Source organism: Thalassotalea montiporae (assembly GCF_053485855.1).
The window spans coordinates 334,406-349,043 of sequence record NZ_JBQRUO010000003.1; the positions used below are offsets into that span (position 1 = coordinate 334,406).

Annotated in this window: 15 protein-coding genes; 11 read left to right on the top strand and 4 right to left on the bottom strand. The window is 44.2% G+C overall.

What is annotated here, in order from left to right; genetic code table 11:
- Window positions 1-106: 106 nt before the first annotated feature.
- The 3 genes from lolE to ACSLUR_RS12155 are packed head-to-tail and all read right to left on the bottom strand — an operon-like array spanning window position 107 to window position 3,386.
- Entirely contained in the window at window positions 107-1,432 is a 1,326-nt protein-coding gene (gene lolE, locus ACSLUR_RS12145) for a lipoprotein-releasing ABC transporter permease subunit LolE (protein WP_448554869.1), read from the bottom strand.
- A gap of 33 nt (window positions 1,433-1,465) precedes the next feature.
- Window positions 1,466-2,176: a lipoprotein-releasing ABC transporter ATP-binding protein LolD gene (gene lolD / locus ACSLUR_RS12150; protein WP_116000946.1), complete on the bottom strand. Its 711-nt coding sequence runs from the start codon at window positions 2,174-2,176 to the stop codon at window positions 1,466-1,468.
- Window positions 2,169-3,386 carry a lipoprotein-releasing ABC transporter permease subunit gene (locus tag ACSLUR_RS12155; RefSeq protein ID WP_448554871.1) on the bottom strand — a complete coding sequence of 406 codons (1,218 nt, stop codon included), beginning with the start codon at window positions 3,384-3,386 and terminating at the stop codon, window positions 2,169-2,171. The genes lolD and ACSLUR_RS12155 overlap by 8 nt, the downstream gene beginning before the upstream one ends.
- Before the next feature lie 311 nt (window positions 3,387-3,697).
- Here ACSLUR_RS12155 and ACSLUR_RS12160 point away from each other — a divergent pair, with 311 nt between their 5' ends.
- The 9 genes from ACSLUR_RS12160 to ACSLUR_RS12200 all read left to right on the top strand — a co-directional run bounded on the left by ACSLUR_RS12160 (window position 3,698) and on the right by ACSLUR_RS12200 (window position 11,461).
- Entirely contained in the window at window positions 3,698-4,369 is a 672-nt protein-coding gene (locus ACSLUR_RS12160) for a PilZ domain-containing protein (RefSeq protein ID WP_448554873.1), read from the top strand.
- A 227-nt stretch (window positions 4,370-4,596) separates the two neighbouring features.
- A complete protein-coding gene (locus tag ACSLUR_RS12165) occupies window positions 4,597-5,322 on the top strand; it encodes a DUF4124 domain-containing protein (RefSeq protein ID WP_448554875.1) in 726 nt (241 codons plus the stop codon).
- Between the two features lie 47 nt (window positions 5,323-5,369).
- A complete protein-coding gene (locus ACSLUR_RS12170; protein ID WP_448554877.1) occupies window positions 5,370-6,182 on the top strand; it encodes a DUF4124 domain-containing protein in 813 nt (270 codons plus the stop codon).
- 134 nt (window positions 6,183-6,316) lie between these two features.
- Entirely contained in the window at window positions 6,317-7,168 is an 852-nt protein-coding gene (locus ACSLUR_RS12175) for an alpha/beta hydrolase (protein WP_448554879.1), read from the top strand.
- A gap of 368 nt (window positions 7,169-7,536) precedes the next feature.
- Entirely contained in the window at window positions 7,537-8,265 is a 729-nt protein-coding gene (locus tag ACSLUR_RS12180; protein ID WP_448554881.1) for a DUF1826 domain-containing protein, read from the top strand.
- 70 nt (window positions 8,266-8,335) lie between these two features.
- Window positions 8,336-9,010, top strand: a complete 675-nt coding sequence (locus ACSLUR_RS12185) for a ZrgA family zinc uptake protein (protein WP_448554883.1) — start codon at window positions 8,336-8,338, stop codon at window positions 9,008-9,010.
- Between the two features lie 4 nt (window positions 9,011-9,014).
- Complete coding sequence (locus tag ACSLUR_RS12190; RefSeq protein WP_448554885.1) at window positions 9,015-9,614, top strand: Fur family transcriptional regulator; 600 nt, start codon at window positions 9,015-9,017, stop codon at window positions 9,612-9,614.
- Window positions 9,615-9,758: 144 nt separating this feature from the next.
- The gene (locus ACSLUR_RS12195) at window positions 9,759-10,172 is read left to right on the top strand and encodes a MerC domain-containing protein (protein WP_448554887.1); all 414 of its coding nucleotides are present in this window, start codon (window positions 9,759-9,761) and stop codon (window positions 10,170-10,172) included.
- A 251-nt stretch (window positions 10,173-10,423) separates the two neighbouring features.
- Complete coding sequence (locus ACSLUR_RS12200; protein ID WP_448554889.1) at window positions 10,424-11,461, top strand: CobW family GTP-binding protein; 1,038 nt, start codon at window positions 10,424-10,426, stop codon at window positions 11,459-11,461.
- A 119-nt stretch (window positions 11,462-11,580) separates the two neighbouring features.
- Here the strand turns inward: ACSLUR_RS12200 and ACSLUR_RS12205 are convergent, their stop codons facing one another.
- Window positions 11,581-12,435 (bottom strand): DUF3299 domain-containing protein, encoded by an 855-nt coding sequence (locus ACSLUR_RS12205; RefSeq protein ID WP_448554891.1) that lies wholly within the window; start codon window positions 12,433-12,435, stop codon window positions 11,581-11,583.
- 115 nt (window positions 12,436-12,550) lie between these two features.
- Between ACSLUR_RS12205 and ACSLUR_RS12210 the strand changes: the two genes are divergently transcribed.
- Both ACSLUR_RS12210 and ACSLUR_RS12215 read left to right on the top strand, forming a co-directional pair.
- Entirely contained in the window at window positions 12,551-13,387 is an 837-nt protein-coding gene (locus ACSLUR_RS12210) for an ABC transporter ATP-binding protein (RefSeq protein ID WP_448554893.1), read from the top strand.
- Window positions 13,387-14,616 carry an ABC transporter permease gene (locus tag ACSLUR_RS12215; RefSeq protein ID WP_448554895.1) on the top strand — a complete coding sequence of 410 codons (1,230 nt, stop codon included), beginning with the start codon at window positions 13,387-13,389 and terminating at the stop codon, window positions 14,614-14,616. Before ACSLUR_RS12210 ends, ACSLUR_RS12215 begins: the two co-directional genes overlap by 1 nt.
- Window positions 14,617-14,638 lie beyond the last annotated feature (22 nt).

Below are 14,638 nucleotides of genomic sequence, written 5' to 3' on the forward strand. Positions count from 1 at the left end.
TACTTCACAATCAAACGAAACCAATTTAAATTCCATAAAAGAAAAAGCCGTTAATCAAAGAATTGATTAGCGGCTTTTTCTTTTGTGAAGCTGTAATTGGTTCAAGCTACGCTTGCCCAAGTACCTGGGCAGGGTCTATTTTCGCCGCCTGCCACGCTGGATAAAGGGTTGCCAGTACACTTAACACCATAGCAACTCCGGCAGTTAAATACACTTCGTTAAGATTAAGTGCCGTTGGTAGGTAGTTTACAAAATAAACATCCCCTGAGAGGAATTTAGTGCCAAACACTTGCTCCAAACCCGAAACGATATCAGTTAAATAAAGCGCTAAATAGCTACCAAGTAATGCACCTGACAAAGCGCCAATAACGCCATTACTCATGCCTTGCATCACAAACACTGTCATGATCTGGCGGTGGCTAGCGCCCATGGTTTTTAAAATCGCGATATCGCCCTGCTTTTCTTTTACGACCATGATCAAAGTTGACACAATATTAAAGCTGGCAACCGCGATAACTAACACCATGACAATAAACATCACGGTGCGCACTAATTGTATATCGTTAAACAAGTGTCCTTGGGTGTACGTCCAATCGTAGATGTAAACATAGTGATTGAATCGATACGCTAGATCACGGGCAATATTATTCGCGGCAAACACATCAGTTACTTTAATGCGTAAACCTTGCACTGTGTCGCTATCATAGCCTTGCACTTTGGCGGCGGCTGCAAGCGGCAAATACGCTAGCGTATCGTCAATGGTACCGCCAAAACGAAATACCGCTTTTACTTCTACGTTAAGTCTTTTGGGTGCACTAAAACGTTGTCGATTACTTTGCTCACCCGCCTGTTGCGGTAATAACACCTGTAGCTTGTCGCCAACGTTAACGCCCAGCTGTTTCGCAACCCCCCCCCCAAGTACTATCGGTGTGCCTGAGCGCTGGCTAACTGAATGATTGCTATCTGAGCGTTGGTTATCGGACTCGGCCACTGAAGCGCCTGAGCCTTGATGCGTAAACCACTGACCATCAACAATGTAGTCGTCTATATCGCTTACTAAAGTCTCTAGCTGCGCATCAACTCCGCGTACTTCCACGGCTTTCAATGCCGCCTTATACTGCAACATTCCAGTTAATTTCATGACAGGCGCAACTGCAATTACTTCTGGATGCGTTTGCATTTGCTGTGCACCTTGCTGCCAGCGTTTTATCGGTTCATTAACCGAAATTAACTCGGCATGCGGCACAATTGACAACAACTTTTCAGCAAGTACTTTCTCAAAGCCATTCATAGCGGAAAGCACCATGATCAATACTGCCACGCCAATGGCAATACCGAAAGTTGAAGCAGCAGAAATAAATTTGGCAAAGCCTTTACCACGACGGCTGCGAATATAACGCAAGCCAACAAACAAACTCAGTGGCTGAAACAACGAACTATCCTCTATAATCCATGATAAATGCTGCTAGCCTATTTGGCTTGCTTGCTCTACTGGCGCAACCAATGACGCCAGTTTGCCGTGGTCTAAGCGCAATTGCCTGTCCATTTTGGCAGCCAGTGACAGATCGTGAGTGACAATCACAAAGCTAATCCCTAGTGAAGCATTTAGCGATTTGATCAGTTCAAAAATTTGTTGCGCCGTATCAAAATCTAGATTACCCGTTGGCTCATCAGCAAGCACTAACGCTGGCTCTGTCACTAATGCTCGTGCAATTGCAACGCGCTGACGCTCACCACCTGAGAGTTGCGATGGGCGATGACTAAGACGATGCTCTAAACCGACTTTTACTAGCATCGCCTTGGCTTTATCTTGTGCCGTTTTGGCAGATTCACCAGCAATCATCAATGGCATGGCAACATTTTCAAGGGCGCTAAACTCCATCATCAAATGATGAAACTGGTAGATAAACCCAATGTGCTGATTGCGAAATTTTGCTTTCTGCTTATCGGTTAATGAGAAAATATCAGTGCCCTGAATCATCACCTGCCCGCTGCTTGGTGAATCCAGCGCACCTGCTAAATGTAAAAACGTGCTTTTACCACAACCAGAGCTGCCGACAATCGCCAGTAGCTCGCCGCGTTTTACATCAAGCTCTAATCCAGACAAAACCGCAGTGCTCTCGCCTCCCTCTTGATAGGTCTTCGACAGGTTTAAACATTGCAGAACACTACTCATTTCGTAACACCTCAGCTGGAAGAGTTTGACTGGCGCGATAGGCCGGATAAAGGGTGGCGATAAAACTCATGATAAAAGCGCCAATAACAATAATGCCGACATCTTGCCAAGCAAGTACGATAGGCAATGTTTGGCTAACATAACCCGCGCCAAAAATATTAATGCCGAACACTGCCAGCATAGGATTTAATACCACAGTTAACAGCAAGCCTAGCGCAGTACCAAGTACTACCCCCCAAGCACCATTAACCATACCTTGGGTAATAAATATTTGAATAATACCCGACTTATCCATGCCCATGGTTTGTAAGATACTGATCTCACCCTGTTTGTCGTTAACCACCATAACCAGCGCCGAAACAATATTAAATGCGGCCACTGCGACAATGAGTCCTAACATTAGCCACATCATATTTTTTTCCATCTTAACGGCGGAAAACAAGGTGCCTTGGCTTTGCTGCCAAGTGGTTAATTCAAGGTTAGGCCACTTGGCTTGCAGCTTAGGTGTAACCAAGGAGACATCAAAAGCGTCATGCAAGTAAACCCGTAGCAGTTGCTCGTCACCACTTCGCTTACGCATAATTTTGCGCGCATCGCTGTGGTGTAAATAAACCACAGTATCATCGACTTGTGAGCCCAAGTTGAACACACCGGCAATGGTAAAGTTGCGCTGCATGGGCACGCGTCCCATCGGCGTGAACATAGTTCGACTCGGCAATATTAAACGCATTTTATCGCCAATGGAGACATTGAGCTGGCGCGCCAACGCTTGCCCTATCACCAATTGATATTTACTGGGTGCTAAGTCAGTCAAGCTGCCCGCAACCATATGTGAGGCGATGATCGAGTCTTGCTCTAAACTTGGATTAATGCCTTGAATCAAAATGCCTGACATTCCCGTTGCTGACTGCACCAAGGCTTCGGTTTCCTCGAGAGGGGTTACTCTAGCAACCTCAGGCAATGCCAACAAATCTTGGCGAATACTCTCGTCGTTCAGCTGAGTTTCAACCGTGATATGTGGCACAAGCCCAAGTACTCGGGTTTTCAACTCATTTTCAAAGCCATTCATTACAGAAACGACGGTGATTAACGAAGCGACACCCAATAGGATGCCAGCAATGGAGAAAAAGGTAATAAAAGATACAAAGCCTGTGCGACTTCTACTTTGGCTGTATCTCAGGCCAATAAACCAATTAACAGGCTTGAACATATAATTTTTTTGTGTCCATTTTATTTGTCTTCTTAGTATGTCGACGTTTGGTAAGTAACAAAATGAGTAAACTCAATACCAATTGGTAGTCAGTTGTTTGGTGCAGAGCATATCATACTGCTTCAAAGCAGCCTACCTAGCGACATTTAACCCTAATCGTGAGTGACAAATTACTCGAAAAAGTTCAATAAATATTGAATACTAATCCCTATCAGCGATAACTCACACCGCGCACAAGCACCATGCAATGCTAAAATGCAGGGCTTTGAATGTTGTTAGGTCAGCACCAGTTCGCGCAGTAAGGTAAACAAATGAGCACACAAATCACCCCGCCAGATTTACAAACTAAATTGCAGCAATTTGATGAATTTTTTTCGATAGAACATCAGTTCAGCATTAATTTGCAGCCGATTGCCGCATACCAAGCCAGTAGTTTTGACGCTTTTATGGCAGGTATGCCGCTGCCATTTAAAATGGCTAGCGATATGGTGTCTATTGACCAAGCTGCCATTCGCTCAATACAAGGCTTAGGTGGTGTTGCTACTCAGCTAACCGACTTCCTTAATCATCAAGCCCATAAGATCGACTTATTAGTTGGCTATATTCTGAGCCAACAAGACGAGCCCGCAATGCGTTATCAAGGAATTCGCTTTGGCGGTGGCGGCGTTATTTTTAACAGCGAGCAAACCTTTGCCGTTGGCCAACGCTTAGAAATGAAAATTTTCTTGTTAGAGGAAAATTGCGCAGTTTACTGCATTGGTGAGCTAGTTGAGGTGATGCCCGCCGACAGTATAGCTTCAGTCGAGACTGACGAGCTAGCGGAAAGCCAAGCTAACGACCAACCAAAGCAACATGCCTACAAAGTGATTTTTGAACATATTCGCGAAGAAGATCAAGAAACTCTGGTACGCCATAGCCTGCACCAACAATCAAAGCAACTTCAAGCACTTGCACAAAAGCGCCGAGAACAAGCGGGTGATTAAACCCGCCCAGAACATGCCCAGTTCATGCGCGAAACACACATAGCTCACGCGGTTAAAATTAGCATTGAACCTAAGCGCAAACAAGGTTAGTATTTTGTCGAAATTCTAAGCAATTCAGTGCGTTTTCGTAACTTTTGCATACAATTTGCGAATGTTAAAGTAGAAAAAAGCGCTGAATTGCGAGTTAACACAACGCTCTATTTTTTGCATGTTAAGGGACTAACACCATGCCGACTCAGCTGTTTGGCGTACTTTTCGCTTTTTTTACAATTTTATTCCTATCATTACCGGCCCAAAGCAAAGTTTACCAATGCACTGACGCCAACGGTTCAGTGGTGTTTCAAGGCACGCCGTGCGCAGAAGAAGCAAAAGAAACCGAGCTTTACAAAGCCAAACAAGGCAAGTTTGGTTTTCACCCATCATGGTTTGTCTCACCGCGGGTTGGTGGCGCTGTAGCGCGATGCACTGACACCGGCTGTGTGTGCAAAGGCAGCACCTATGAATATCAACAAAATTTAAATTCCCGACTGCTCAATGCAATGTCTTCCCTGCAAGGCGCTTGGCGCTATTACCAAACCAACTTTGATCGCTATATCGAAGTACAAAAGCGTGGCAACGCCGCGAACTTAAAAAAAATTGTTGGTGACGCCGCGTGCAAGGTGGCGATTCACCAAAAAACTATTGAGCTTTATTATCAAGAAGTTGCTGACACCATTATCAACGAGCACGAAATGGCATCCTCGGCGATGAATAAAATTGACGCGCAATGCAAACAACCCAATGAAACCGGATGGACGAATAGCGACCGAGCTAAGGCATGGGTGAAGTGTAAAGACCGAAATCGCAAAGCCCACAACCAAGCAAATCGACTTAAGCGCCAATATTCAAGCTACTACTATTCACTGATGCAAGAGCAGAAAAAACTTTTTAAACCGCGACAAGTTAATGGTTAACTCGTGCGGTTCTATTGACTTTCACTAAGAAAAAACGAGGAATAATAATGCTAAAAATAACAATCATCCTCAGCCTAATGGTCATTGCACCATGGCAAGTTAACGCGCAAATCTATAAGTGGGTCGACAAAGACGGGAATACTCACTTCTCACAAACGCCACCGCCAGATCTCAATGAAGAAATGGAAGAGCTTAAGATTGGTGTACAACCGAAAAAAGCAGGGCAAAGCAGCGTCGACACTCACCTTGATGGCGCTTGGTGGTCAATGACCTCTAAAGGTGTTCGCACCCTATTTTTGCGCGACAACGGTTTGTTCAACATTCATCAATGGTCAGCTCGTCACGGCCAACTTGATACCCTATTTAGTGGCCGCTGGCGTGAAGAAGGCAAAGACATTATTTTAACCTACACCCGCGACAGCAAAAATCCACAAAATAGCGCTATGGTAGGCGTTTCAGAAAAGCTAAAGGTTAGTTCATTAAGTCACACACGTATGAGCGTGATTGACCCAGACAATCGCACACAAGACTATCTGCGCGTTAATGGCGACAAATTTGCGAAAAGCTATCACAAAGAACTGATGATGGGCGATTGGTACGATACTAAAGGTAAGCGACTAGAGCTGTCTTGGGGTGAATTCAAAGTAGCAGAGCACAATCACAGTAAATCATTGGCTGAAGGCAACTGGGACCTAATCAATGGCGAGCTAACCTTAGAGTACGTTTTTGATTTTGAAAAATACCCACAAGGCAAAATTGGTACTAAACAATCATGGCGCGTGGAAACACTCGATGAAAACAAGATGATACTGCGCCACGCTCACAACCCCATACTTTGGCACTTTACTAAAAAGTCTTAATTTCAAGTGCTTTGAGGGCGTTTCCTTTCGTTCGAGGAAGCGCCCTATTCATCTAAGCTGCTCAATTAGCAAATTTCTGTAGGCAATTACTACGGTAAAGATCTAACAACATAATTTTTAACCTTGGAGTTAGCATGTGGAAAGTTTTAGCGTTCGTTTTTTTAATAATACCAGCCGCTGCAAATGCAAAAGTTTCACTAGAAAAATCACTGGAAGGAGACTATTACACTTACTTACCTCGCACAAAACCTAGGGATATTTTAGTCATTGCACATGGTATGCTGTCAAAAGAAGATAATGCACATAAAGCAGCTAAAACATACCTCTCACGTTGGATACCTTACGCTAACAAACATAGTTTGCTACTGATCGTTCCAGTTTTTGATACTCCTCGTTTCGGCAACCTAGGCGGTGGCTATGGCGGTTATCGCAACCTATTCGGAAAACACGTAGCTGCAGATATATTTGTAAACAAGTTGGTAGATCGCTATTCATTCCGCACTAGCTCAGCTAGCAAGCGTTTTTATTTGTATGGGCATTCCGCGGGAGGGCAATTTGTTAACCGTTATGTAGTCACACACCCCAATAGGGTTATTCGCGCAGTGATTAGTGCAGCTGGCAGGTATAGCTACCCAACAACTTCTGAGCAATGGCCGTATGGTGCAGGAGCACTTTCGAAAACTCTATTATGGAAAGATGGTACTAAAAAAAGAGCTAATATCACTAAATCTCTTCGAAATTACGCACTCGCGACCCAAAAAGTATCCATTATTATCGGTAGTAGAGACACTAAACCTCAACCCCAAAGGCCTGCGCATGTTGGTCGAGATCGCATTCAACTAGCTAAAAGCTGGGCAAAACAAATGAACAAAAATGCGCTGCGACACGGCATTTCAGGACAAATTGAGGTACAGATAATCCCTAATATTGGTCATAGCTCTTCTGCGCTAACTCCCCACTGTGTTAACGCGCTATTTGAAAATTAAGGTACTTGTGCTTGAAAACCGAGATATATGTATCTGAAGACCAAAGTACTTGAGTAAACTAGACTTCCTTGCCGCTCTCTGATTTACCACTTTCTAATCAGCTAATGATTAACGTAACTAGTTCGGTATAACATCAACATAAATCATTACCAAACTAATTCTAACCAAGACAAGCTAATCTCCGCTTTACTTTTGTTACGTTGTAACATTACAATAATTCCAATAATATTCGCACCCTATTTTTAGTTAACCCTAAAAGCAAGTGTTATACACAAGCATTGTAAAATTAACGAATAAAACACGTATAACGCGGCTAGGGAAAGTGAAACACCTTTATGGTGAATAGAGATAAAGTAACAGGTAAGATTATGAGTAACCTCGCCACATCAATGCCAGTAGAAACGCCATCGCACGCTCTAAAATCTGAGGTCGTGGCGCTATCACCAAAAGCTGAGCCTAAAAATCCTATACGCAAAGCGTGTTTTGGCGATCTACCTGCAATTTTCACCGATATTTACCAAGACGATATTAATATCGCGGTGTGGCAAAACGCCATTTCATCGAGCATTAGTGAAGAAGCTAAGCAACTATTGAAAGACGCTGCAAACTTGAAAGTCGTGATGACGACCGATGCCGACAATGTCGTCGAGAATTTACTTGAGCAATCGGCTGAGTTAAATGCAGCACCAGAGCTTTGTCAGCATATTGCGCTACTGGTTGATATGTTTTGCACCTTATTTGAATTAAAGCGCGTGGGGTTAAGATTAACGCATTTGACCCATGCCATGTGTCCTAAATTCCATGTTGATAAAGTGCCCTGTCGGTTGGTAACAACGTTTACTGGCAACGCAACAGAGTGGTTGCCCAATAACGCGGTGGATCGTACTAAGCTTGGTTTTGGTAGCAAGGGATTACCAGATAATAGCTCAGGTGTTATTCGTGACCTTAACCATGTTAACCAGTTAGCTGCTGGTGATGTTGCCTTGCTAAAGGGTGAATCTTGGTACAACAACGAAGGAGGCGGCATTGTTCATCGCTCGCCTAGCCTAAGTGACAATGAGCAGCGGTTATTACTGACCCTAGATTTTAGTGATTAATAGGCTACGTTAGTGAATAACCTAGTGACTACCTTGCAACCAACACAAGACTCAGGGTTTGATTTAGGCTTTGACTCAGTTTCTGCCTATCTCCATTGATATGAATTCCAGTTTATTACCCAGAATTTTTCTCGTTTTTGCCAGCCTTTTTTATGTTTTTCATATTGCGGCAGTGCATGCCAGCGAGCATAACCATAACAAGGCAGGGGCTCGTCATCACGATCATCATGCCCATTCGCCAAACCTACAGGCACATGTCCATGGTATGGCAGAATTAACTGTGGTCGTTGAGGACCAGCAAGTTCAAATCAACCTTATTGCACCGGCAGAAAGTATTGTTGGCTTTGAGCATCGCGCCCAAGATGAGCAAGAACTCGCTCAGGTTAACAATATCAAACAGCAACTAACAAACACAGAGCAGGTTGTGAAATTTGCAAACGTAAAATGCCAACTGGCAGAGCAATTCACCAATGTGCAAAGCCTAATGCCTAAGCCTGACACTCATGAGAACAGTCACGGTGACAGTCATAATAAAAGCCATGGTGGCAGCCACCAATCCGAACACGCCGAAGTATCAGCAAGTTACCGGTTTAATTGCCAGCAAGCGTATTCGCTAGAATCGCTAACTATCGAACTCTTTAAACACTTTAGCCGCTTAACCAAGGTTCGTGCAATTTGGTTAACCAGAACACAGCAAGGTAGCGCAATGCTCACACCTGCCAACACAGTGCTTGAGTTGAGGTAATATAATGAAGAAATGGCAAATTCACATCGAGCAAGCAGAGCAAAGTTGTCGCCACAGCGGTGAACGCTTAACGAAAAAACGCAAACAAGTATTAAGTGTTTTGCTTCAAGCAGATAAAGCCGTATCCGCTTATGAACTGATTGAGTTATACAGCGAGCATTACCAGCAAACACTGGCACCAATGTCGGCTTACCGTATTTTAGATTTCCTTGCCTCAGTGCATTTGGCACATCGTTTAAACATTGCCAACAAATACGTCGCCTGTGCCTACATCGGCTGTGAACATTCACACGAGTTGCCACAATTTATCGTTTGTCAGCAATGTCAGCGAGTTGATGAACTCAGCGCCTGTTCTACCAACTTGGCTGCGCTAACCGATGAAATTAAGGAAACGGGTTATCAACTAAATTCACCACAAATTGAGCTAACCGGCACATGCCAAGCGTGTGCAATCAAATCGGAAAAACAATCCGATAAGGCTCAATGCAAGGAGGAAGCTACTGGTGCCGAAACGCAGGTTAACGAGGTGGTTTATAACCAAGCGCTTGTCGATAGTTTATCGCCAACGACTAATAGCTTGTCGCCAGCGGCTAATAGCCGGTAATTGGCAGCCAATATCTAGCGGCCAATAACTGATAGCAGACAAAAGCTAGCTAATAGCTTACTTAAAAGATTTTTATGAAAACTTGCTAGATGCGCCAACAATAAAAAGCACAGCTAGCTACACTAAAATAATAAGGTTTACTCAATGAAATTATTATCACTTTATGCCGACAAACTAGCGATCAGCCTCTCTATGCTTTGTGTCCTGCATTGTTTAGCGCTTCCGTTATTACTGGTCATCGTTCCTAGTTTGGCGGTTTTACCTATGGCACAAGAGTCGTTTCATTTTTGGATGGTCATGGCAGTGTTACCCACCAGTATTTATGCACTTACCTTAGGCTGTAAAAAGCATCGCAATTATACTGTGGTAAGCTACGGCCTAGCAGGCCTTGCAACACTGTTGGCTGCCGCACTATTCGGGGAGCACTTACTTGGTGAATTTGGTGAAAAATTATTAACTACAGTAGGTGCAACCATTATCGCGGTCGCTCATGTGAAGAACTTTAGTCTGTGTCGCAGCCACGATAAGTGTGCATGTCCGTCAGAGCAAGCGGGCTAAACTGTTAGCTTTGTGATGGCTTGTGCTTAACTTAGTCTTGATTTAATTTTGACTTTGCCTTGACTTAGTTTTGAATTGATACAAGCCTCTACTCCACATGAAAGCATAACTAGTTCGCGAAGGTATAACTAGCCCGCGAAAGCTTAATTTGGTCGTAAAAGCTTAATTTGGCCCTAGAAATTGAGCGCCGCAACAATGGGCGCCGCTATACGTAAACCAAGATTTTTACTCTGCAGTACAAGAGCAAATTCATGACTCAAAAAAACGATAAAATTCTCGCCGTTCCAACGAATATCATCACGGGTTTTCTTGGTGTAGGAAAAACATCTGCGATCATGCACTTACTCAAGGAGAAACCCAGTCATGAGCGTTGGGCAATCTTAGTCAATGAATTTGGTGAAATCGGCGTTGATGGTAGTTTATTTCAAGGTTCATCGGCAGCTAACCAACAAGTATTTATCAAAGAAGTGCCAGGAGGCTGCATGTGCTGTGCATCTGGGCTGCCCATGCAAATTGCACTTAACTTGCTGCTCGCAGAAGCCAAGCCTGACCGCCTATTAATTGAGCCAACAGGCTTAGGTCACCCAGTTGAAGTACTGCAATTGCTGTCGAATAACTACTACAGCGAAATTTTGGATTTGCAGAAAACCGTCACGCTCGTTGACGCCCGTAACTTAGCCGATAGTCGCTACACCGAACATGCGACATTTAACCAACAAATCGCAATTGCCGATATTGTGGTTGGCAACAAAGTAGATTTATATTCAGATATTCACCAGCAAGCATTAGCCAGTTATATCAGCAACCAACAAGTTCAAGGCCGCCCTGCGCAGCAATTACTATTTGCAGAGCACGGTAAAATAGAGCTCAGCTGGCTTAGCGGTAAAACGGAACATGTACCTAATGTTCATCACCATCATCATCACGAACAAGCCTCAGCAGCGCCAATTGTAGCCGAACAGCCCATGCCAACATCAGGTTATTTAAAAGCCATGAATCAAGGCGAAGGCTTTAGCAGTGTCGGCTGGCGATTTGCAACTGATAAGGTATTTGATCGCGCAAAGCTCGTCGCACTATTAACCAGTATTAGTGCTGAGCGGATTAAAGCCGTATTTATCACAAGTGATGGTATTTTTGGCTATAACAGCACCCGAGATGGCCTTACCGAAGCTATGCTAGATGAGTGCCTTGAAAGCCGAATAGAAATCATCTGCGATGAAGATAAAGTAAAAGAAAGTGCTTGGGAGCAAGCATTAAAGCAGGCACTTACCGACGAAGCTCGTTCATAATCGCCTTGGTGTAATTAACAAGGCTTAGCTAACACTACAAAGCTAACAAGATGTAGCCAATACCCAGTTATTGGCTAAAACTTGTTTATGCAACCGCGATAAAACTTATACCAATTGAATTAACCATCATATTTTTCAATATGCGTAAGGCGCATTGTGTAGGCTGCGGTTGCTAGCTGGTCTTCAAATAACTCAGTTGCCAATTTCCCCGACACCCAAATAGGTTCATAAAGATTCTCGAGCGCAAAACCGCGTTCAGACTCAACAAAGATTATTTGATTTGGCGGTGGTGGTGGCGCATGAATACAAGCGCCGAAAAAGGGAACTAAGAAGAAGCTAGTGACAACTTGGCTGTCGTTAAATTCTAATGGCACAACAAAGCCAGGAATACGAACGTTTTGTCCATTCATGGATTCAATAATATTAGTGGATACCAGCGCTTGCTCGTAAGGATCTACCTGCTTTTCGCCATTTTCAGCATTATTTGCCGCCTTATTTGCTGCCTCATTTGCCGCCATGGCATTTTGAATAGTGCTAGTGATTTGATCTTCGGCAGAGCCATCTTCTATTTGAATCAAATAATCCGGTGGGTTAAGCAAGGCTTGTAAATCATCTTCCGGAATTAAATCGCCCCACTCGATGGTATGGTAAACGCCAGATTTAAGATGTGAACTATCACTAAAGGTCATTAGCTCTTGCTCAATAACTTGCGCAGCAGGGTTTTCTACTGCTTGCACCTGCGTGCTAATTTCCTGACCTTGCTGCGACTCACTGCAGCCACTGTTAAGTAGCGCGCCTGCGACTAATAGCACTGCAGAAAAAACCTTAAGCCTACTTGCTGTATCGCTATTGATATTACTAGTGCGAGGCTTAACGCCTTTGCGCTTTGTTTTGCTATTTGTATTGCTAGCTATTGTAAACATAATCGCTCGGGGGAATTGGGCATTGCGAATGAGTTTCGCTGAGCTTCTCATAACAAATTTAACCTACCGACTTCTCACTTCAGACAACACCGTGATACCATCACAAAACACAACTTTAGTGACAATATAACAATTAATACCAATTGCATAAGAATAGTCCGTTTATATGAGTCTAGCTGTCGAAATCGAAAACCTAACGTTTAGCTACAACCAAGGGAAAAAGAGCGCAGCTCCAACAAGCCTTAGCAGCGCAGAAAATAGCGTTGAAGGTAGCGCAGAGGTTAGCACAGAATCGCCTGTGCTCAGTATCCCTCACTGGTCTGTGCCCCAAGGGCAAAAACGCTTTATCTTTGGCGCATCAGGCAGTGGTAAAACAAGTTTACTTAATATACTCGCGGGCATTTTAACCCCCGCATCAGGCACTATCCGGGTGCTGGGTGAGCCCATCAACCAAATGAGCGTTCGCCAACGTGACAAATTCCGAGCTCAGCATATTGGCTATATTTTTCAGCAATTCAATTTAATCAGCTATTTAACCGCCGTAGACAATATCAAACTAGCCAATCACTTTGCTTCCCATCAAAGCCGTAAACACAAGGTTAGTGAGAAGCAAACCATTATGCCCTTGCTAGAGCGACTTGGCATTCCATCCGCAGATTGGTATCGACCAATTAATCAGCTAAGTGTTGGCCAACAGCAACGTGTGGGTATTGCGCGAGCTTTTATCAATCAACCTAAATTGTTGATTGCAGACGAGCCAACCTCTTCACTGGACACTGCCGCGCGTAATGACTTTATAAAACTACTGACGCAGCTATGTGTAAATGATAATAGCAACCAGCAAACTACTTTATTATTCGTTAGCCATGACACTCAATTGGCACCGCACTTTGATCATGTCGAAGCGTTACATGATTTCAATATTGCCGCCGATAACTGCCAAGGTCAAAACTCCACAGATAATAACCGCCAAGGCAATGACCACAAGCGAGAACACCGCTAATGTTATTGCAAATTGCCAGCAAGAGTTTATGGCACCGCAAAGGCTCGGTCATGCTGACCATATTTGCCGTCACTGTCAGTATTATGGTGATGCTGGCCACTGAGCATATTCGCCAACAAGCAAAAACGAATTTCGCTAATAGCGTTTCCGGCGTTGACCTTATTGTTGGCACTCGCACGGGCAGTTTAAATTTACTGCTCTACTCGGTATTTCGAATGGGCGCGCCAACCAACAATATTAGTTGGCAAGCGTATCAAAACGTTAGCCAACACAATGCCGTAAAGTGGGCCGTGCCAATCTCGCTTGGCGACTCGCATAAAGGCTATCGCGTGCTGGGCACAACAACAGATTACTTTACTTACTTTAGCTTTGGTCAGCAGCAACAGCTCAGCTTCAAGGCGGGTCGAGCATTTAACGGTGTTTTTGAGCTAGTGCTTGGCAGTGAGGTTGCAAAGCGCTTGGGTTACCAGCTTGGTGACAAACTGATTTTGTCACATGGTATTGGTAGCACTAGCTTTACGCAGCACAAGCAATCGCCTTTTCAAGTCGTTGGCATATTGGCCCCCACGGGGACACCCGTTGACAGAAGTTTACACGTAAGCTTGCAAGGCTTAAGCGCGGTGCATTTAGCACGGCCATTAAACTCTGGGCTGCAACCGGCTAGCCAAGTGTCGATGGCGGCTCCTGAGCTACAGCCATCGTCAGTTACCGCAGTGATGCTTGGCCTTACTTCAAAAATGCGCGTGTTTCAGCTTCAGCGCCAGATTAATACCGACAATAAAGAGCCGCTAATGGCAATATTACCGGGCGTAGCGTTGCAAGAACTGTGGCAAACCATGTCAGTTGTTGAAAAAGCCCTCAGATTAATATCAGCATTAGTGGTGATTTCTGCGCTGCTTGGGCTTAGCGCCATGTTACTTAGCTCTATTAACGAGCGTAGACAAGAGATAGAACTGCTGAGAATGATTGGCGCTTCACCGCTATTTATTTATTGGTTTATTGAACTTGAGGCCATGCTAATTGTCATTGTTAGTGCGCTATTAGCGACAGGGCTTCTAAGCACAGGCTTAATATCTGCACAGCATTACCTGCTCAATCATTACGGCCTTGCCATAACGCCCAACGTTTTCTCGCAAACCAACGTCATCACACTTTTGCTTATCGCCGTATTAGCTTTTATCGCAGCAATCCCCCCTGCGCTTTCGGCGTTTCGCAATGCAAAGCAGTGAAGACTATAGCACTTAGTAAATG

Excerpts from the sequence above, each read along its gene's own strand:
- lolD (WP_116000946.1), bottom strand. The coding sequence starts at position 2,176 with ATGAGTAGTGTTCTGCAATGTTTAAACCTGTCGAAGACCTATCAAGAG.
- ACSLUR_RS12155 (WP_448554871.1), bottom strand. The coding sequence starts at position 3,386 with ATGTTCAAGCCTGTTAATTGGTTTATTGGCCTGAGATACAGCCAAAGT.
- ACSLUR_RS12160 (WP_448554873.1), top strand. The coding sequence starts at position 3,698 with ATGAGCACACAAATCACCCCGCCAGATTTACAAACTAAATTGCAGCAA.
- ACSLUR_RS12165 (WP_448554875.1), top strand. The coding sequence starts at position 4,597 with ATGCCGACTCAGCTGTTTGGCGTACTTTTCGCTTTTTTTACAATTTTA.
- ACSLUR_RS12170 (WP_448554877.1), top strand. The coding sequence starts at position 5,370 with ATGCTAAAAATAACAATCATCCTCAGCCTAATGGTCATTGCACCATGG.
- ACSLUR_RS12175 (WP_448554879.1), top strand. The coding sequence starts at position 6,317 with ATGTGGAAAGTTTTAGCGTTCGTTTTTTTAATAATACCAGCCGCTGCA.
- ACSLUR_RS12180 (WP_448554881.1), top strand. The coding sequence starts at position 7,537 with ATGAGTAACCTCGCCACATCAATGCCAGTAGAAACGCCATCGCACGCT.
- ACSLUR_RS12190 (WP_448554885.1), top strand. The coding sequence starts at position 9,015 with ATGAAGAAATGGCAAATTCACATCGAGCAAGCAGAGCAAAGTTGTCGC.
- ACSLUR_RS12195 (WP_448554887.1), top strand. The coding sequence starts at position 9,759 with ATGAAATTATTATCACTTTATGCCGACAAACTAGCGATCAGCCTCTCT.
- ACSLUR_RS12200 (WP_448554889.1), top strand. The coding sequence starts at position 10,424 with ATGACTCAAAAAAACGATAAAATTCTCGCCGTTCCAACGAATATCATC.
- ACSLUR_RS12205 (WP_448554891.1), bottom strand. The coding sequence starts at position 12,435 with ATGAGAAGCTCAGCGAAACTCATTCGCAATGCCCAATTCCCCCGAGCG.
- ACSLUR_RS12210 (WP_448554893.1), top strand. The coding sequence starts at position 12,551 with ATGAGTCTAGCTGTCGAAATCGAAAACCTAACGTTTAGCTACAACCAA.
- ACSLUR_RS12215 (WP_448554895.1), top strand. The coding sequence starts at position 13,387 with ATGTTATTGCAAATTGCCAGCAAGAGTTTATGGCACCGCAAAGGCTCG.